Origin of the sequence: Corynebacterium sp. HMSC073D01 (assembly GCF_001815555.1) — a bacterium.
GTDB lineage: Bacteria > Actinomycetota > Actinomycetes > Mycobacteriales > Mycobacteriaceae > Corynebacterium > Corynebacterium glucuronolyticum.
This window is the reverse complement of the sequence record NZ_KV821085.1, coordinates 33938-52520: the sequence shown is the minus strand read 5'-3', so window position 1 is coordinate 52520 and position 18583 is coordinate 33938. Positions and strand designations below refer to the sequence as shown.

The window sequence follows — 18583 nt, the reverse complement described above, 5'->3', positions numbered from 1 at the left end:
GCCATGCCGTACGGTCTTGGCTGGAACCTCAACCTGGGCAAGGTGGCCGTCGCCACGGGCCTCATCCGCCCCGACGATTCCCTCCCTGGCCTAGAAGCGCACATCCCGGCCCGGGTCTCTCAGGCGCTCACCTGGGCGCCACTTGCCGGCGCCGCGCTCGCCGCTGTCGCGGGCCACTTCGTGGGCATGCGCGATGTCACGCTCCCCACCCATTGGGGCCTTGACCTGCGCCCCGATCGCCTCATCACGGCGCGCCCCGCCGCCGCCGTTCCTGTCCTCCTCTCCGTGGGGCTTGCTACCTGGACGCTTATCGACGCCCGCCACAACCGCAAAGTGGATGTCTCCCTGTCTGCTCAGACACTTGGTCTCGAGGCCTTCTGCCTGGCTGCCCTTGCCGAGCTCGCCCGCTACACCGAGGGCGACGAGCTCGCCCGCCTGGGGTATTGGTCTCGGAGTGCTCGCCATCCCCTTGACCGCTCTCGGTGTGCTGGTTGGCAAGGTGAACTCGGCGCTGGGGAATATCCCCGCCGAGGCGTAAGCCTACTCTTCTCGGTTGTCCTTGTGACTGCCTGGGACGATTGCAACAAGGGCTATAATCGCCAGAATCGAGACCATGTTTAAAAGCGACGTGGTAGTAATACGGGCGGTCTCACCAACGGCAAGAAGGTAGCTGAAGCCCCACATCCACATGGCAATGAGGCTTAAAAGAATGGCAACCCACAGGCGGACACGTCGTACGACAAGTCCCTGTAATACACCCGTAATGGCAAGGGCTGCTAGGGCACCCAGCGCTTTTGAAGTGGTCGCAGCGTCGCTGTTGTGGAGCACAGCGGCCGCCGTTAGTAAACAAATAGCAAGTGAAACGAGGTATTTGAAAGGTCGTGTCTTAATTGCAGTGCTCCCCGGTGTGGTGGAAGTTTGAGACTGGGGAAGGCGGGAATCCGCTGAAATCACCAACCGTTATTCCAAGACATACGCCTTGATTGTGGGCAGTAATAGCCCATGCGGCGATTGTTGCGATGGATCCAAGAATTGTGGATGCGATTTTTGTGGGAATCGTTGGAATCGCTGCCAGCCAAGGAATGGCGACTATTGAAGTAGCTCCAGCCAATCCGCCAGTGACTTGAGTTTCCTGTTTATTGAGGTAGATTTTTCCGGAAATGACCTGCCACTCGAAATGTGGGTCGGCCACCACAGGATATGAGCTATTGGAGCTGTGAGATACCCTCTGAACAAGAGTGTTTCCATCCATCTCGAAGTCGGTGGGCACTAGTTGTCCGTTAGCGTCTTTAGCCCACGGCTTACGAAAAGACCCGACAGGTTTGCCATCTACGTTGAGGCTGACTGTCCCATCACTCATCTTTTCTACGTGGGAGTTTGGTGGAAGATGCAATTCATAGCGAAAGGTAGTAGGCGCATTAGCTGATGTGATTGTTATTTCAGTCCTCAGTCCTCCGGTAGGCGTTTGATTTGTTGAAGTGGAATAGTTTGCTTGTGGGGTAGCTGAGCGGGATAGTGAGCCTATTTCTGACCAGCTCAGGCTGAGCGAGCTGTCAGGGGAGACTGTAGTTGGCTCATGAACGGAAGATTCGCTCGCGCCCGCAATGGCCGAGGGGAAAATGAGGCCTAGGGTTATCAATACTGGGGCTAAACATCTCAGCATATTGCACTCCGTGAGACTGGGTGTCTTGGGGAGGTCATCTTAGCAAAGCTTGGTTTGCGTAAATAGTGAGTTAACTGACCATTATGGAAATGTTCAATTGGTCTTCACACATCTCGATGTTAGTCGAAACTCTGATCTGTTCAGAGTGGAAAGGCGGGCTCTGACTGTCGTGCTTAGCGTTGGTAATACCCCGTACTTGAAGACTGTAGAAAAGTAGGCTGATTCCAATTGTTCAACAGATGAACGTAATAGCCAATGCTTTGGTCATTGTTCCGGGCTTTCTTCAGAGGAAAAGTGGCATCCTATAGAATCAGCCGCGAGTTGTAGTCGATCGTCTGCTTCGGAGGAAGATGGAAATAGCCGATGGGCTGGGCCTGGTTGTGGTAGAGGAAGAAGAGCACTTTCTTGCGCCATGCGGCCATTTCCTTATTCTCGCCGGGGACGAGGCTTAGCCTGCCGGTGTAGTAGAAGAAGCCACGCGCTGGTATAGGACTTTCTAAACCAGTCCTCGTACTTTGCTGTCAAGAACCGGAACGCGGCTAACAGGATAAGCGCCACCGCCAGGTAGTGAAGCTGAAGGTCGCTGGAATAAAACACGGCGATGATTGTGATGGCGATGAGATCATCCACAACGGCGAAGGTGAGAAGGAAGGTGCGCAAGGCATCAGGAAGGTGTTTTCCCACAATCGCTAGGATGGCCACCGCAAAGGCGATGTCCGTGGCTGCGGGGATGCCCCACCCATCCAGCGCACCGTGCGGGCTTAGGAGATTGATCCCCACAAAGATTACTGCGGGCAGTGCAACGCCGCCGATCGCGGCGGCTACGGGCACGACGGCGCGGCTGGGAGAGCGCAAATCGCCAAGACAAACTGCCGCTTTAATTCCAGGCCGACAAGGAAGAAGAACACTGCGAGCAGCCCATCGGCTGCCCATGCTCCCAAGGAAAGACGCAAATTGAGAAAACCAAAATCGCGCCCCACCTCGGTGCTGCGAAGTGCATAGTAGAAATCCGATAAGCCGGAATTGGCAAAAATAAGGGCGGCTATTGTGGCCACGATGAGCAGCACGCCGGTCATCGTTGTCGTTGTTAGCTTGTCTTCAACAGTGGAGAGACTCCGGTAGGTGCCTCGATCAATAAATTTGTTGGTAGCTTCCATGGCTTCCCTCGTATCGTCATGAACGGGTTAAGGGAAAAGGGGGGCGGGGATACCCTCCTTGGCCAGGAGCATCTCACTCATCTCCACGGCCTGTTGGTGATGGGGGATCATCATCTGGGCAAACATGATGTCCGCGTCGTTGTGATCGGCGAAGATCTCCCCGTTCGCCTCAGTCGTCGCAGTGCTGGTGGCCGAGGTGGTGGTGTCGGTGTTGCCTGACTCGGTGGCCTCACCGCAGGCGGCCAGCGCCAGGGTGGAGCCTTTCAGAGTCATATGGGGGCAGAGGAGAGAAGTGGAGGATCAGTGGACGGCGGTGGATGCCGGAGTAGGCGTGGTGCGTTCCTCCTTCGACTCGGCCGGAGCCAGGTGAGCCGGATCCAGATCAATACGGCGCAACAGCTGGGCGTTCAGCGCCACCACGATGGTCGAAGCAGACATCAAGATCGCGCCCACGGCCGGGGACAGCACGAACCCGATCGAGGCGAGCACTCCGGCGGCCAGCGGCACAGCGAGGATGTTGTAGCCAGAAGCCCAGACCAGGTTCTGGATCATCTTGCGGTAGCTGGCCTGGGACAGCTCAATCATCGACAGCACTGCCCGCGGGTCATCACTGGCTAGGACCACCCCGGCAGATTCCATAGCCACATCCGTGCCAGCACCGATGGCGATACCGACCTCCGCACGAGTCAGAGCGGGGGCGTCATTGACACCGTCACCGACCATGGCCACGCTCAAACCTCGGTCCTGCAGCTGCGTGACCTTGGTGTCCTTGTCCTGGGGCAGGACCTCGGCGAAGACCTCATCAATGCCTAAGTCCTGGCCAACCGCCTGGGCCACCTGCTGGGCGTCACCGGTGATCATCGCGACCTTCACCCCGCGGTCCTGCAGGGCTTTCACGGCGGCGCGGGATTCGGGGCGGATCTTGTCCTCGACGGCCACCGCACCGATGATCTGACCGTCGCGGACAATATGGAGCACACCGGCCCCACGCCCGGTCCAGACGCTGGTGGTGTCGGTGAGCTCGGCCGGGGTGGTGAGGTTGAACTCGCGCAGCATGTTCGGCCCGCCCACGAGGATCTCAGCGCCATCGACAGTGGCCCGGACCCCCCGGCCGGAGGCGGCGCTGAAACCAGTTGCACGGATTTGCCGACGGGAGGCCTCGGGATGGGCGGCCGCGGCCGCCACAATGGCGCGGGCCACGGGGTGCTCGCTGTCGGCCTCCGCGGCGGCGGCCAGGGCCAGCAACTCGCCCTCGGTGACGCCGACAGCTGCCGCGACACCGGTGACCGCGTGCGCACCCTCGGTCAGGGTGCCGGTTTTGTCGAAGAGCACCACGTCGATGGTGCGCATCCGCTCGAGCGCCATCCGGTCCTTGATGAGCACCCCGGATTTCGCGGCTCGCTCGCTGGAGATCGCAATGACCAGCGGAATCGCCAGGCCCAGGGCATGCGGGCAGGCGATGACCAGCACCGTGACCGTGCGCACCACAGCATCGTCCGGGCTGCCGATAATGGTCCACACCACCGCGGTGATCAGAGCGGAGATCAGCGCGAACCAGAACAACAACGCCGCCGCCCGATCCGCCAGGGCTTGGGCCCGGGAGGAGGACTCCTGGGCGTCGGCAACCATGCGTTGGATCCCGGCCAGGGCGGTGTCCCCGCCGGTAGCCTCCACCCGGATGCGGACGGTGTTGTCGGTGGCCACGGTACCGGCGACCACCTTGTCACCGGTGTCGCGGAAGACGGGACGGGATTCGCCGGTGATCATTGCCTCATCGAATTCGGCGGCTCCGGCGAGGATGGTTCCGTCGGCCGGCACCCGGGCACCGGCCCTCACCAGCACGACGTCGCCGACGACCAGCTCGGAGATGGCCACGGTGCGGGTGGTCCCGTCGATGACTTTTTCGGCCTCATCTGGCAGCAGGGCAGCCAGCGCGTCAAGCGCGGAGGACGCAGCCCCAAGAGCGGACATCTCTAGCCAGTGGCCCAGCAGCATGATGGTCACCAGCAGGGCCAGCTCCCACCAGAAGTCCAGCTCAAAACCGCCCAGCCCCAGAGTGGTGACCCAGGAGGCGACAAACGCCACGGTGATGGCCATGGCGATCAGGAGCATCATCCCGGGTTGGCGGGATTTCAGTTCTTTCCATCCACCCTTGAGGAAAGGCGTTCCGCCGTAGACGAAGATGATCGTGCCCAGCACCGGGGGGATCCAGGTGGATCCGGGGAATGCCGGGAGGTTGTAGCCGAGCAGGTGGGCGACCATGGGGCTGAAAATAACGACGGGAATGGACAAAATCAGCGACCACCAGAAGCGGTCCCGAAACATTGCGGTGCTGTGTCCGGCGTGTTCGCCGTGACCATGAACGTGGTGGTCTTCGTCCAGGGCGGAATGCGGGTGATCGTGGGGCATCGCCTGGCCGTGGGTGTCGGCGTCTGCGTGGTGTTCGTGGCTGGCATGATCCGGGTGGTAGGTGTGGTCTGTTTCCGGAGCGGGGTGATCACCATGGTGATCGCCGGAATGATGGGGAGTGCTCATGACGTTCCTTTCCACTCAACCCGGTCGGGGTCGAGATGATGGGTAAAACTTATCAGGATAAGACGGTGTAGCCGGCGTTCTCGATGGCCCGGCGAACCATCTCCGGAGGTACGACACCGGTGACCGTGACGGTGGAAACTCCACCAGCAGCGAGATCAATCTGGACGTCGTCGACCTGGGGGAGGGCCTGAAGGGCCTGGGTCACGCTTTTCGCGCAGTGCCCGCAGGTCAGGCCGGTGACCTGGTAGCTAGGGGTAGACCCTCCTGCTGACGAGTCGCTGGTGGCAGGGATGGAGGCGGTGTCGACACGTGAGGCAGGTCCGCAACAGCTGCAGCCGTGGGAGGCCATCGGCAAGAGGCGGGGCGGGGAGGTGATCATGGGAAAGCTCCTTCGGTTCGGTGGGGTGCGGCGATGCCGCTCTCTAGCATATACCCCCTGGGGTATATTTCCATAGCGTATACCCCCCCGGGGTATATTTTCAAGGGGTGGAGGGCACGGCCCTCACGCGGGGCAGGGTGTGGTCACCGAGCAGCCTCCTCACTGTCGGGAGGGGACAGCGGGAGGCGGAGTGCAAACACCGCTCCGCGACCGGGTCCGGGGGAGGTGGCGGTGAGAGTGCCACCGTGGGCCTCGATCAATGCCTTGGAGATGGTCAGACCGATACCAGACCCGCCGTTGTCCCGGCTGCGGGCGGCATCCCCCCGGTAGAAGCGTTCGAAGATGTGTCCGAGCTGGTCAGGTGGGATGCCCTCGCCGTCATCGGCGACGTGGATGAGCGCGGTGGACGGCCCCTGTCGGTGGACGCTGATCCTGACATGCCCGCCGGCCGGGGTGTGCCGTAGCGCGTTCGACAGGAGATTGCTCATCACCTGGCCGAAGCGTTGCCGGTCCACGAGCACCCGGGCGGTGTCCGTAATGGTCTCGACCTGTAAATCGACGCCTTTGTCAGCATAAGCTTCCCCCGCGGCAGCAGCGGCGGTATGGAGCAGATCCCCGAGCCCTTCCTCTGCCAGGTCCAAATCGATCCGGTGTTCCTGGGCCCGGGAGACATCGTCAATGTCTTCCATCAACCGGGTCAGGCGGGTGAGTTGGTCAGCCATGATCGTGTGGTTGGCATTATTCCAGTCGACGATCCCGTCCTGGAGACCATCGAGGTAGACCGTGAGCACCGATAAGGGGGTGCCCATTTCGTGGGCCAGATCAGAGAGTATCTGTCGGCGGACCTGTTCGGTGTGTTCCAGCCGGTCGGCCATGGTGTTGAAGGCATGCGCCAGGGTGGCGACCTCGGGGCCTGCTTCTCCGGCGGGCACGCGGATACGGGAGTTACCGGCCGCCAGGCTGGTAGCGGCGCGGGTGAGATCCTGCAGGGGGGTGCGCAGACGACGCGATAACCACAGGCTGGCCAGTAGGGCGCTGATCAAGGCAGTGGGCAGCGCGACGGCCAGGGTGATCAGGTTGGCGTCCCGGTAGGCCTGCTCGGCATGGAACAGCTCCAGCGAGGGGTCCTCCCGGCTGGCCATCAACATATGATCATGGAACAGGGTCGGGCCCACCATCGTGGCCACGGCCGCGGCCACCAGCAGGCTAATCACCACGACCAACCCCTGGGCGGCCAGGAAGCGGAAGGTCAGGCCGGGTCCGTGATTCATGGCTGTCCCACCCGGTAGCCCACGCCACGCACGGTGTCGATAAACCCCCGGCCTCGGGTGTCGGTGCCGAGCTTGCGACGCAAGTTGCCGATGTGGACATCAACGATGCGTTCATCACCGACCCAGGTTGTGTCCCAGACCTCGGTGACCAGGTCGTGGCGGGTCAGCGCCTGGCCGCGGCGCAGGGCCAGGGCAACCAGCAGCTCGAACTCCGTGCGGGTGAGCTCCACGGTCGTCTCCCCCACCCGCACCTGATGTGCGACGGGGTCAAGGATGAGGTCACCAACGATCAAGGGGGTGGTCACCTGCGGTGGGGTGGTGCTGGTGCGCGGGCGGCGCAGCACCGCATGCACCCGGGTCACCAGTTCCCGGATGCTAAAAGGTTTGGTGATGTAGTCATCCGCCCCCAGGGTCAAACCGCTGATCTTGTCGTCCTCGCTGCCACGCGCGGTGAGCATGAGGATGTAGCAGTCCGAGAAGGTGCGGATCCGTCGGCACACCTCCAGGCCGTCGAGTTCGGGCAGTCCCAGATCCAGCACTACAACATCGGGGGAAAAGCGACGGGCCTCGTCCACGGCCTGGGTGCCGGTGTGCGCCTGGCGGGTATCGAAGCCTGCCCGGATGAGGTAGGAGGCCACCATCTGAGCCAGGGGTTGTTCATCATCGACGACCAGCACCCGCCCCGGGGGCGTGGCGGTGGTCGGTGTGTGTTCAGCCATAGACCCCAGTATCGCTCCGGCCAGGGAGGAATACCACCCTCGCTCAGTGCCCAGCGGGAAATCTTCATCAAATCTTCAAACATCACCCTTCGACCGCCGTCACCCCTGTGCCCCACCCCGGGCCGGCGGCATCGCCTCCCCTGGTCGGTTCAGCAGGCACCACCAGGGATTTCACTGCCTGCACCGCATACCCGGGGCGGGTAGAAGGGCATCGCCCACGGCTGTGGAGTGGTGTCCCGGTGGTGACCCAGCTCACCGAACTCACCCCCCTTTTCGCCCTGTTATAAGGCTGTGAGCCGGTTTTTCATTTCTAGTCCGTCAGGCACCCGTGCTAGATAAAGATATGGCACCGACCTTGAGGCGGTGTCTACTCACAGTCTTACCACGAGCTAAGGAGATTGACATGAAACGATTAGCGATCGCAGCCGCCGCCCTTGCCCTCGCCCTCACGGGGTGTTCGGCCGCCGACCCGGAACCCACGGCCGACGGGACGGTGTCCCAAGATACATTCCTGACTACCCATGGCCTGGCCGACATGGACGGGGTGGAGATCATTGATCACCTCGACCGGCAGAAGGTCACTGAGCGTCCCACGGATCTGATCGCCTCAGTGCGTGCCGATGAACTGCTGCTCTCGAGCGGTGACCAGGAAGTCGCGGTCGATCTTCCCGACAATCAGACGTATGTCTCGATCGCACCCTATCTCACCTCCACCCACGACTGCTTCTACCACAGCCTCACGACCTGCCAGGGGGAACTCAGCAATGAGGATATCCAGGTCAAGATCACCGATGAGGCGACCGGTGAGGTGCTGGTGGACGAGGCGACAACCACCTTCGACAACGGGTTTATTGGCTTCTGGCTTCCCGATGATGTCACCGGCCTGATTGAGGTCAGCTACCAGGGGCGTACCGGCACCGCGGAGTTTTCCACCGCCGACGACGGTGCCACCTGTGTCACAGACCTGCGCCTGACGTAATGGCTCAGCAGGGTCCTCACCTGCGCCTGTCTCCCGTGTCACTGAATTCTTACACCAGGAAGGTTAAATCATGAAGAACGCGTTTTCCCGACGACAGTTTCTGCTCGGCGGGCTCGTCCTCGCCGGCACCGGGGCCGTGGCCGCCTGCACCCGCGACCCTGGACCCGCTGCCTCGGCACCAAGTCCCTCCCTTCGCCCCACTCCCACCCCCACTGCGCTCGGTGAGACGACGGTGCACCGGACACTAACTGCCCGTCCCCTCTCCCTGGATATCGGCGGCATCGAAGCCAAGACGTGGGGATACGTCTCTGACACCGGGGATGCGGCCATTGAGGCCACCGCCGGCGACGTCCTCCAGGTCGATATCACCAATGAACTGCCTGAGAGCACCTCCATCCACTGGCATGGCATCGCACTCCACAACGCAGCCGACGGTGTGCCCGGCATGACCCAGGACCCCATTGAACCTGGCGAGTCTTTCTCCTATGTTTTTGAAGTCCCCCACGGTGGCACCTACTTCTACCATTCCCACTCCGGCCTGCAGCTTGATCGTGGCCTCCACGCCCCACTGATCATCCGTGACCCGCAAGACGCTGAGGACCAGGACGTCGAGTGGACCATCGTGCTCGACGACTGGGTCGATGGCATTCAGGGCACTCCCGACGATGAGCTCGACAAGCTCACCGGAATGGGTTCAGGCGACCATAACGGGAAGAAGGGGATGGGAGGTCACGGCCATATGATGCACGGCACCCCGGACCGGGTACTGGGCGGGGATGCCGGCGATGTGATGTATCCGCACTACCTCATCAACGGACGTATCCCCCGTGCTCACCGAACCTTCGAGGCTCGCCCGGGCGACAAGGCCCGCCTGCGGTTTATCAACTCCGGCGGTGACACCATCTTCAAGGTGGCCCTCGGTGGTCACCGCATGACCGTCACCCACACCGACGGCTTCCCTGTCCAGCCCCGGGAGACCGAATCGATCTACCTGTCGATGGGCGAGCGTGTCGACGTCGAGGTCATCCTCGGCGACGGCATCTTCCCGCTCACGGCTTTGGCGGTGGGTAAGAACGACCGCGCCTTCGCCGTCATCCGCACCGCCAGCGGCCAGGCCCCCCGCCCCGATGTCGACTTCCCCGAGTTGTCGTCCACCGGACTGCTTCTGTCCTCCCTGAAGCCAGCAGACCGTGCACTCCTGCCCGAGGGCACACCAGACCGAGAAGTCAGCATCGACCTGGGCGGGCAGATGATGCCGTATGAATGGAGCATTCTCACCGACGGCCAATCCTCCTCCGCGACCGTGCAGGAGGGCCAGCGCCTGCGGATGGTCATGCGCAACAGGACCATGATGCCCCATCCCATGCACATCCATGGCCATACGTGGGCGCTGCCCGACAGCGGCGGGCTACGCAAGGACACCGTCCTTCTCCGCCACGGTGAAACCATGATCGCCGACCTGATCGCTGACAACCCCGGTGAGTGGGCATTTCACTGCCATAACGCCTATCACATGGCAACCGGGATGTTCAGCTCGCTTCGCTACGAGTAACCCCCACAGCAGGGTTGAGTGCCGAGGTGGGCAGAGTCGCTGCAGACCACCCACCGGGCAGTACGATGACCTTCCTCGGTGCTGTGGTCTTCTGGGACAACCAGAACACCGTCTTCTTCCCCACCGCCCCGGAATAAGAAGATCTAATCCATGCCGAGCACACCCCGCAGAGCCGCCATCGCGGTTGCCGCGGTGCTCACCGCCGTGACCCTGGTGGCCTGTTCCTCCCCGATTCCCCGGAGGAGATAGCTGGGTAGCAATGGTGAGGTGACTGTACGACGGCCTACAGTGCATTGCGTCGCGAAACTGGCGTATTGCCTACATGCAAGCGCGCAGCCGTTGGGGCTGTATAGTCAGCTGGCCTAGTAGCACTTCATCAAGTGGGCCTCGCCCGGTAGCAGTAGCACTCTTATAAACCTCAGATAGTTTTAATTTACTAATCCATTAAAGTGGAGAAGGTGACCTCGTGGCCGGGGAGCACATCGTAGACATAGTGCTCCCACTTTGGCTCCTGTAAGAGGTCAAGCTTCTCGTATGGGAGTTTAATCACTGCAGGAAGCGGAGTATTCAGGCTTTTAATATTCCAGATCTTCTCCTCGGCTTTATCGGGCAGAATGACCTCTTCGCGGGTGATCGGCTGCGCCATGACTCCGTTTTGGTCCACAAGGAAAAACTCATCCTTGCCCTGTGGGTAAATGACCAAGTAGCAGGTGGACTGCTCTGCTCCCGGCACCGTCCTCTTTCGGTTGCTAGTCCGGAAGTATGACAGCGCGCTCCCCCACCTCCGAAAAATTCTGAGTCGAAAGTTCACATCGGTCAGGCTAGTTTCGTAGCTAGAGAACTGTTCGTCCCAGCCACCTCGAGCCTCAAGACCTATTTGTCCGAGAAGAGCAAGCGCAGTAATAGGCCGTGTTGTCCTGGCCGTAAAGACTTGATCAGCGAGAAACTCCACCAGATCATTAACTGTCTCCACGCAGGTACGTAGTTCACTTGATGCTGTTGCAAACTCGCGTTTTGACGAAAACAGCTGATCTGCCAGCCGTGGTGCGCTGCGCTCTGTCCGAGTAGCGAGCAAACGGGAATTCCTATCTGCAGCAGCACCACACTGTTTATCCGAGGGCAATGTTGCTGGCCTCGCAAATTTTGGTTTCAGTATTCGTCTGCACTCGGCGTCAAAAGTTCCGAAGTCCTCTGCATCGAAAGACAGACGCACATACTTGAAGGGGAAACCTTTCCGGTCGGAATGCGGATGGGGCAGTGAAAAATCCGCGTCAAACAGAAAATCGTGTCCCTTTAATGGTTTTTCATGACGTTCACGTGACGTAGGATAAATAACGGGTTAAGTGACAAAATTGGATTTTTTGACCTTGGGCGATATTTTTCCGACGGGTGTCACGTAAACGATCGTATAAGTGATGGGAGACCACTATGGCACTGATTGGTTATATGCGGGTCTCGAAGTCAGACGGATCGCAGACCACGGATCTGCAACGCGACGCGCTCCTTGCCGCCGACGTGGATCCGGGGCACCTGTATGAGGACAAGGCCTCCGGCAAGAGTGAAGACCGACCACATCTCGACGCGTGTCTCAAGGCGCTGCGCTCCGGTGACACCTTGTTGGTGTGGAAGCTCGACCGGTTGGGCAGGAATCTGCGTCACCTGGTCAACATCGTCCACGATCTCACCGCCCGCGGCGTCGGCCTGAAGGTGCTCACCGGTCAGGGTGCGGCGATTGACACCACCTCGGCTCAGGGCAAGTTGGTCTTCGGGATCTTCGCCGCCCTGGCCGAGTTCGAACGCGAGCTCATCTCCGAGCGCACCAAAGCCGGCCTGGAATCAGCCCGGGCCCGCGGACGCAAAGGGGGGCGGCCGTTCAAAATGACCCCGGCCAAGGTGCGCCTGGCGATGGCCTCGATGGGTCAGCCGGAGACCAGCGTGGCGGCCCTGTGCCAGGAGCTCGGGATCACCCGTCAGACCCTCTACCGGCATGTCTCGCCGACGGGGGAGTTACGAGAGGACGGACGGAAACTACTGCCCGGGAGTTGAGGTCTTACCTGCAGTTCGGGTGTATTGCCGTATTTCCGGGATCATCTCGAGAATGCCTTGTATATATGAGGAATCGCTGTAGAAAAATCGAAGTGGGAAACGTACGCCTCGCTGGAGGATCAGTGTCGATTACCCCGGCCGATATAAGGTCCATGCTGACGAATCAGGCTTGCGCTCTTGGGTACCTACGACCGCCGCTTCGTGCTGCAGTTTTCCGACACTTTGTGCCGTCGATCGGCTGCAGGGCAGAGGTCTGACGGTGCTAAAATTCTGGTGAACCGGCACCCGCACCTAGACACGTGTGCTGGTTCATCAGTGCTCTTTCGTGCCGCGAAGTCTCGTACTTAGCTGGCTGGGGACGGTCAACCACAGGCGTCCCATTTCCCAACACGGAGACCCCTGGTCTGGGGCAAGTGTGTGGTGCGATGATGAGATCGAAGAATCGGTGGAAGCCTGCCCCCGGGAAGAAGACAACGATGACGGGTCGTACTGACATCACAGCCGGCTACGGGCGGGCCTGTGCCGAGTTGGAAGGCGTTCTCTCCCGGGCCAGGGACGCGGAACTGCGCGAGCGTAGTGCGGGTACCCGCTGGACCAATGAAGAACTGCTGTTTCATATGGTCTTCGGTTATATGGTGGTTCGCACATTGTTACCTCTGGTCAAGCTTTTCGGTCATCTGCCGCCCTTGTTCAACAACGCGTTCGCCCGTCTGTTCAATGCCGGTATCCGACCTTTCGACTGGGTCAATTACTGGGGATCGCGTGCTGCGGCCCGGGTCTACAACCGCCACCGGATGGCCCGGAAACTTCGCCGCCTCACCACCACCCTGGCCGCCCGCCTGGAGAAGGAATCCGAGGAGTCCCTGGCACTGCGGATGGCGTTTCCCACCCGCTGGGATCCGTTTTTCGACGCCGTGATGACTGTGGCGGATGTGTACGCCTATCCGACGTTGCACTTTGATTTCCATGCCCGACAGCTGAGTTTTCCCTTTGACACCGACGGATGACGGGCGCCCCTACGAGGGGGTTCTTGTCATGGAGCTAGTGTTCACGACCGAGGGAAAAGGGGGTGGTCAGGCGCAGCAGGAGGTGGGCATCTGGGTGCGAAACAACCCGGCGGTCAGGCGCAGACTCTCGGCCATCGTGAGGTAGGGCGCCCAGGTATCGGCCAGGTCATCGACGGTCATACCCGCCGTGATGGCGTAGGTGGCAGCCAGCATGATCTCCCCAGCCCCCTCGGCCAGGGCATGCACTCCCACAACGGTTCCGGTGACCGCGTCGGCCACGATCTTGACCGCCCCGCGGGTATCCCGGTTGACCAGTGCCCGGGGAATTTCCGACAGGTCCAGCACGCGGGTGTCATACGCCAGTCCGTGGGCACGGGCCTGAGCCTCGCTCCACCCGGCGGAAGCCAGCTGGGGACGGGTGAACACCACCGCGGGCAACCCGGTGTACTCCACCCGCGCCGCCGGCTGCGTGCCCAGGGCATTGAGTGCGGCCACTTTGCCCGTGGCCGCGGCGACATAGACGAACTGCGGGGCCCCGGAGACATCCCCGGCCGCCCAGATCCGTGGATTGGAGGTGCGCTGATGGTCGTCGACGCTAATAAAGCCCCGCTCATCGACCTCGACGCCGGCTGCAGCCAGGTCCAACCCGTCGGTGGTCGCCGCCCGTCCCGTGGCCACCAGCAGCCGCTCACCCCGGACCTGCCTACCGGAGGTAGTGGTCACCACCGCCTGTCCAGCATCGGTGCCGACGTGCACCGCGTGCTCATCAACCATCGCCAGACCGTCGTCGAGGAGGATCTCGCGCAGCCTGTCAGCCAGCTCCGGTTCCGCCCGCGGGGCCAGGTGCCCCACCAGGGATACCTGGGCACCGAGCTGGGCGAACAACTGGGCCTGCTCCAGGCCGACATAACCGGCCCCGATGATCACCAGGGAGTCCGGGACCTCGGTCAGCTCCATGGCCGTGGTCGAGGTCAACCAGTCCACCTCCGACAGTCCCGGCAGGGCCGGGGCAGCTGGCTGGGCCCCGGTGGCTACCAGATATGCCCGGGCCCGAAGTGGTTGACCATCCACCAGCAGGGTCTCGGGGTCCAGGAACCTGGCGTGGCCTTCCCGGATCTCGAAACCATGGGCGGCGGCCACATCCGCGTACTTCATCTCCCGCAACTGGTGAACAAGGTCGTCTTTCTGACCCACCATCGCCGCCAGGTCAACTGGCCCGGCCGTGGTCGAAACCCCGGCAAACGGATTGTTGAGCGCGTCGTGGCGGGCGGCGGCCGCGGCCAGCAGGGCCTTGGAGGGCACACACCCGATATTCACACACGTCCCCCCGAGCGTGCCGCGTTCGATGAGGACCACCGTATGACCCGCCTGCCGGGCAGTAATCGCGGCGGACATCGCCGCACTGCCCGAGCCGATTACCGCCAGCTCAACCTCATAGTCCTGCCTCATGAACCCTCACCTTATCCCCTAGCAACTGTGTCTGGGTCCAACATACACCTTCCAGTGCACGGTAAGGTTAAGCCCACAGGTCCAGGCATTATTAGAGGGGAGTAGTTCATGCTCATCGGGGAACTGGCACAGACCAGCGGCACCACGACCAAAACTCTGCGCTTCTACGAGGACGTTGGCCTACTCCCGACACCCCACCGCAGCGCCAACGGCTACCGGTATTACGACAACCCCACCGACACGTTCGCCCGGATCGACTTCATCCGCCGCGGCCAGACCGCCGGCCTGACCTTGGCCCAGATCCGCCAGGTCCTGGAGATCCGCGACCACGGCACCCCGCTCTGTCGGCATGTGGTCGACCTGCTTGATGAGCGCTTGGCGGGCCTGGACCAACAACTCGCCGATCTGCACAACCTGCGCGATACCGTGAGTGAACTGCGCTACCGGGCGGAGGGGATCAGCCCGGACAGTTGTGACCCCACCGCCATCTGTCAGTACCTCTAAAATGATTATCCCCGTGCCCACCGTCGGGTCTGGCCGCACGGGAAGGGGGTGGCCCGGGGGACGCTAGTCTGTGCACCAGGCTTATGTTGTTGACGTGCCTATCATTGCTTTTCAGGGAGGATGCTCGTGCTCGATTGGTGGGAACGGTGGCAGATCCCGCTGTATCTCGCCGCCCTCGTCCTCGGAGCGCTCATCGGCCTGGCTGCTCCTGCCACCGCTCCGGCGTTTGAGGTGGCGATCAACCCGGTATTGATGGCACTGCTCTACGCCACGTTTTTGAGCGTGCCGCTGACCAAGGTCGGGCAGGCACTGCGCGATGGCCGGTTCCTGGCCGGTTTGACCGTGCTGAATTTCCTCATCGTCCCGGTCGTGGTCTACCTGCTGTCCCGGTCGTGGTCTACCTGCTGTCCCGGTCATGGTCTACCTGCTGTCCCGGTTCGTGGCCGATGACCAGGCCCTGCTGCTAGGCGTGCTGCTGGTGCTGCTGGCCCCGTGCATCGACTACGTCATCGCCTTCTCCGGTCTGGCCGATCCCGCCCGCCTGCGCTTGCTATCGCAGTTGTCGGCCGAAGGCTGCGGCCCGGTCAGCGTCGGGGAGCTGACAGAGACGTCGGGGTTGAGTCAGCCGACCGTGTCGCATCACCTGAAGCGGTTGACCGAGACCGGGTTATTGGACAAAGTCCGGGTCGGCCGGACGATGACCCATCAGGTGCGCCCAGAGCTGTTCGCGGAGCTGCGCACCGTGTTACAGATGGACTAACCCACCACCGACGAGCAGGAGACGATCACACACGTGACCAGCAAACACTTCGAAGCGATCATTATAGGCGGTGGCCAGGCGGGCCTGGCCACCGCCTACTACCTGCTGCGAGCAGGCGTGGACACCCTGGTCCTCGATGATCAGGAGGATGCCGGTGGGGCGTGGCGGCATGTGTGGCCATCGATGACGTTGTTTTCCACCGCGGAGTTTTCCAGCCTGCCGGGCAAGCCTATGCCAGCCTACGAGGGGTTCCCACCGTCGGACCATGTCATCGACTACCTTGCCGACTATGAGCAGCGCTACCGGATCCCCGTCGAGCGCCCCGTGCACGTGGACCGCGTCGAGCGGGAGGATGGAGGCTACCGCCTCCACGCCGGTGATCGATCGTGGACGGCTCCCCATGTCGTAGCCGCCACCGGTACCTGGTCTACTCCCTTCGTCCCGGCCTACCCGGGATTGTTTACCGGCACGCAGTGGCATTCGGCGAACTATCCCGGGGTGAGCCCCTTCCGAGGGTCGTCCGTGGCGGTGGTGGGGGCGGCGAACTCCGCCGCGCAGATCGCCGCCGAACTCACCGGTGTTGCCGAAGTCACCTGGTATACCCGCCATCCACCACGGTGGATGCCCGATGAGGTCGACGGGCGGGTGCTGTTTCGCCGGAACCGACAACGCGCCCTGGCCGTCCAGCGCGGCGAGACCGATCCGGGGGCCGACTCAGAGCTCGGCGACATTGTCGTGTTGCCTGAGGTGCGCGCTGCCCGCGACGCCGGATGGTTGGCGGCGACGCCGATGTTTAACTCCCTCAACGAAGTACAGGCCGATCATCTGATCTGGTGTACCGGGTTTCGGCCGTCCCTCGGGCCGGTGCGCCGGCTCCTAGACGGCACCACTCCGAAATACCCGGGCCTGCACCTGGTCGGTTACGGCGACTGGACCGGCCCCGGATCCGCCACACTCACCGGGGTAGGCCCCTACGCCAAGCAGACCGCCCGGACCATCGCGGACTCATTCGGCATGACCGTCAAGTAATCCCCGCCTGGCTGGCAACCCCGAGGGGCACTCTGTCGTCAGCACAACGAGAGGAGTGGAGTTTCGATCGCTGCAGGAAACACCGGCACCTCATCCTCCGGGGGCCGAAAAGTGTTCCACATCTTCCTGCCCGGCGGAGTTTGAATGTGATCTGATCCGGGAGCGGAGACACGCCGGTCTGGAGGCTGCCTGGGCTCGTGGCCGCACGGGAAGCCGGCCACCACTGCTCAGCGGGGACAAGCTGCGCACCGCGCGGGAAAATCCGCGAGAAGATCAGTTACTACCCCTGAACCCTCGCGGTTGCGTGTAAGAAGCCGGTATATCTATCGCCGGGACATCCCAGCTCTTCGGCGACCGCATCAGCAGTGCTTACTCCGACTTTCTCGTGCTCAGCCAACCTAGCGATTACCTGTTCCTGTGCTCAGGCCTGTTCCCACTCAGCTTCAGGCGGGTCCCCCGAGTAGTGGACACGGCGTTGGTGTCAATCTATTGCGCAGTAAACGTGCCAATAGAATGGCTGGCCGACAAATAAGACCCCGAAATGGTAAAAACCCCAGAGTACGAGACCCTGGGGTAGAAACGTGGGCGAAGGGGGACTTGAACCCCCACGTCCTTATCGGACACTGGCACCTGAAGCCAGCGCGTCTGCCAATTCCGCCACTCGCCCAGAGTGACAGCGTCTAACGCTGTGGACTTGTAAAAGATAGCACGCTACCAGCGTTTTACCCAAACTGGCAGGTGGACGGGATAAAATCAGGTTTTGACCGCATCTTCTATACTGGTATTTTCACTTACGTACATGTCGGTTGTTGAGAAAGGTTGATGAAGCATGTCGTTTTTGGGACGAATAGCCAAACTTGACTCTGCTATGCAGCGTGGCCTGGACAACGGCATGGCACTCGTCTTTGGCGGGCGCGTCGTGCCCGCGGAGATCGAGGAGCTGCTCAAGCAGGAGGCCTCCGACAACGCCGTGCGCACGTACGACGGCGAGCTGGAGTGCCCGAACCTGTTTACCCTGTCGGTGTCGGAAAAGGACTTTTCCAACCTCGCGGACAACCACGATGATCTGCCGGCGACGCTGGCGGGGCAGCTGCAGCGCTTCTTCCGCAACTCCGGGTGGGCGACGCAGGGGCCGGTGTGCGTGCAGGTGAAACCCGACAAAGACCTGCATACCGGGCAGCTGAAGGTGGCGAGTTCCGCCACGAACCAGGAGTACCGGAGCGGGTTCGCGGGGCAGAAGCCGCGCGTCAACCTGCTGTTGCAGGATGGGTCCTCGCGCACGTACTCGGTGCACGAGGGGTCGAATATTATCGGCAGGTCTGCGGATGCGGATCTGCAGCTGCCGGATACCGGGGTGTCCCGCAACCACGCGGAGATCACGTGGGACGGGTACGACGCCGTGCTTGTGGATATGGAGTCCACGAACGGTACGGTTGTTAATAATCAGCCAATTGAGAACTGGATGTTGGCCGATGGTGATGTGATCCAGGTGGGTCATAGCCTCATTGAAGTGCGGATCACGGGAGCGTAATA

18 protein-coding genes, 1 tRNA gene and 2 pseudogenes are annotated in these 18583 nt (G+C 61.7%); 10 read left to right on the top strand and 11 right to left on the bottom strand.

Translation table 11 applies throughout. The features are described 5' to 3' along the window. Window positions 1–3 precede the first annotated feature (3 nt). Window positions 4–621, top strand: coding sequence for a hypothetical protein (locus HMPREF3044_RS11985; protein ID WP_246821081.1), 618 nt, complete (start codon window positions 4–6; stop codon window positions 619–621). Between the two features lie 265 nt (window positions 622–886). Here the strand turns inward: HMPREF3044_RS11985 and HMPREF3044_RS13015 are convergent, their stop codons facing one another. The 8 genes and pseudogenes from HMPREF3044_RS13015 to HMPREF3044_RS11945 form a co-directional block, all read right to left on the bottom strand. Next, window positions 887–1360 (bottom strand): hypothetical protein, encoded by a 474-nt coding sequence (locus tag HMPREF3044_RS13015; protein ID WP_141759699.1) that lies wholly within the window; start codon window positions 1358–1360, stop codon window positions 887–889. A gap of 605 nt (window positions 1361–1965) precedes the next feature. After that, window positions 1966–2085, bottom strand: a complete 120-nt coding sequence (locus HMPREF3044_RS13700) for a hypothetical protein (RefSeq protein ID WP_371326127.1) — start codon at window positions 2083–2085, stop codon at window positions 1966–1968. A 4-nt stretch (window positions 2086–2089) separates the two neighbouring features. After that, window positions 2090–2739 (bottom strand): annotated as a pseudogene (locus tag HMPREF3044_RS13520) (Na+/H+ antiporter NhaA). Between the two features lie 123 nt (window positions 2740–2862). Then, window positions 2863–3093 (bottom strand): annotated as a pseudogene (locus HMPREF3044_RS11965) (DUF305 domain-containing protein); the annotation flags it as partial. Between the two features lie 27 nt (window positions 3094–3120). Then, window positions 3121–5355, bottom strand: coding sequence for a copper-translocating P-type ATPase (locus tag HMPREF3044_RS11960; protein ID WP_070742077.1), 2235 nt, complete (start codon window positions 5353–5355; stop codon window positions 3121–3123). Window positions 5356–5407: 52 nt separating this feature from the next. Beyond that, window positions 5408–5734, bottom strand: a complete 327-nt coding sequence (locus HMPREF3044_RS11955) for a heavy-metal-associated domain-containing protein (RefSeq protein WP_040428983.1) — start codon at window positions 5732–5734, stop codon at window positions 5408–5410. Between the two features lie 143 nt (window positions 5735–5877). Beyond that, the gene (locus tag HMPREF3044_RS11950; RefSeq protein WP_070742074.1) at window positions 5878–7005 is read right to left on the bottom strand and encodes a sensor histidine kinase; all 1128 of its coding nucleotides are present in this window, start codon (window positions 7003–7005) and stop codon (window positions 5878–5880) included. Further along, window positions 7002–7724: a response regulator transcription factor gene (locus HMPREF3044_RS11945; RefSeq protein WP_070742071.1), complete on the bottom strand. Its 723-nt coding sequence runs from the start codon at window positions 7722–7724 to the stop codon at window positions 7002–7004. Before HMPREF3044_RS11945 ends, HMPREF3044_RS11950 begins: the two co-directional genes overlap by 4 nt. A gap of 403 nt (window positions 7725–8127) precedes the next feature. On the opposite strand from HMPREF3044_RS11945, the gene HMPREF3044_RS11940 reads away from it, so the two are divergent. Both HMPREF3044_RS11940 and HMPREF3044_RS11935 read left to right on the top strand, forming a co-directional pair. Further along, window positions 8128–8703 carry a CueP family metal-binding protein gene (locus tag HMPREF3044_RS11940; protein WP_070742068.1) on the top strand — a complete coding sequence of 192 codons (576 nt, stop codon included), beginning with the start codon at window positions 8128–8130 and terminating at the stop codon, window positions 8701–8703. A gap of 70 nt (window positions 8704–8773) precedes the next feature. Continuing rightward, window positions 8774–10255, top strand: a complete 1482-nt coding sequence (locus HMPREF3044_RS11935; RefSeq protein WP_070742066.1) for a multicopper oxidase family protein — start codon at window positions 8774–8776, stop codon at window positions 10253–10255. Between the two features lie 436 nt (window positions 10256–10691). Here the strand turns inward: HMPREF3044_RS11935 and HMPREF3044_RS13515 are convergent, their stop codons facing one another. Further along, window positions 10692–10988 (bottom strand): hypothetical protein, encoded by a 297-nt coding sequence (locus HMPREF3044_RS13515; protein WP_016458763.1) that lies wholly within the window; start codon window positions 10986–10988, stop codon window positions 10692–10694. 695 nt (window positions 10989–11683) lie between these two features. On the opposite strand from HMPREF3044_RS13515, the gene HMPREF3044_RS11925 reads away from it, so the two are divergent. Beyond that, on the top strand, window positions 11684–12301 hold the full coding sequence (locus HMPREF3044_RS11925; RefSeq protein WP_070742064.1) for a recombinase family protein: 618 nt from the start codon (window positions 11684–11686) through the stop codon (window positions 12299–12301). Window positions 12302–12777: 476 nt separating this feature from the next. Beyond that, complete coding sequence (locus HMPREF3044_RS11920) at window positions 12778–13308, top strand: DinB family protein (protein ID WP_040428986.1); 531 nt, start codon at window positions 12778–12780, stop codon at window positions 13306–13308. A 66-nt stretch (window positions 13309–13374) separates the two neighbouring features. On the opposite strand, the gene merA is transcribed toward HMPREF3044_RS11920, so the two are convergent. Then, window positions 13375–14757 carry a mercury(II) reductase gene (gene merA, locus HMPREF3044_RS11915; protein ID WP_070742061.1) on the bottom strand — a complete coding sequence of 461 codons (1383 nt, stop codon included), beginning with the start codon at window positions 14755–14757 and terminating at the stop codon, window positions 13375–13377. A 108-nt stretch (window positions 14758–14865) separates the two neighbouring features. Here merA and HMPREF3044_RS11910 point away from each other — a divergent pair, with 108 nt between their 5' ends. The 4 genes from HMPREF3044_RS11910 (at window position 14866) to HMPREF3044_RS11895 (ending at window position 17050) form a co-directional block, all read left to right on the top strand. Continuing rightward, complete coding sequence (locus tag HMPREF3044_RS11910; protein WP_005391249.1) at window positions 14866–15261, top strand: heavy metal-responsive transcriptional regulator; 396 nt, start codon at window positions 14866–14868, stop codon at window positions 15259–15261. Window positions 15262–15387: 126 nt separating this feature from the next. Continuing rightward, on the top strand, window positions 15388–15711 hold the full coding sequence (locus HMPREF3044_RS11905) for a hypothetical protein (RefSeq protein WP_168167258.1): 324 nt from the start codon (window positions 15388–15390) through the stop codon (window positions 15709–15711). Next, window positions 15677–16021, top strand: coding sequence for an ArsR/SmtB family transcription factor (locus HMPREF3044_RS13185; RefSeq protein WP_232621914.1), 345 nt, complete (start codon window positions 15677–15679; stop codon window positions 16019–16021). Before HMPREF3044_RS11905 ends, HMPREF3044_RS13185 begins: the two co-directional genes overlap by 35 nt. Before the next feature lie 33 nt (window positions 16022–16054). Next, window positions 16055–17050 carry an ArsO family NAD(P)H-dependent flavin-containing monooxygenase gene (locus HMPREF3044_RS11895; protein ID WP_070742058.1) on the top strand — a complete coding sequence of 332 codons (996 nt, stop codon included), beginning with the start codon at window positions 16055–16057 and terminating at the stop codon, window positions 17048–17050. 582 nt (window positions 17051–17632) lie between these two features. Here the strand turns inward: HMPREF3044_RS11895 and HMPREF3044_RS11890 are convergent. Further along, window positions 17633–17717, bottom strand: a tRNA-Leu gene (locus HMPREF3044_RS11890). Between the two features lie 162 nt (window positions 17718–17879). Between HMPREF3044_RS11890 and HMPREF3044_RS11885 the strand changes: the two genes are divergently transcribed. Beyond that, window positions 17880–18581 carry a DUF3662 and FHA domain-containing protein gene (locus tag HMPREF3044_RS11885; protein ID WP_070742055.1) on the top strand — a complete coding sequence of 234 codons (702 nt, stop codon included), beginning with the start codon at window positions 17880–17882 and terminating at the stop codon, window positions 18579–18581. The last annotated feature ends 2 nt before the right edge of the window (window positions 18582–18583 follow it).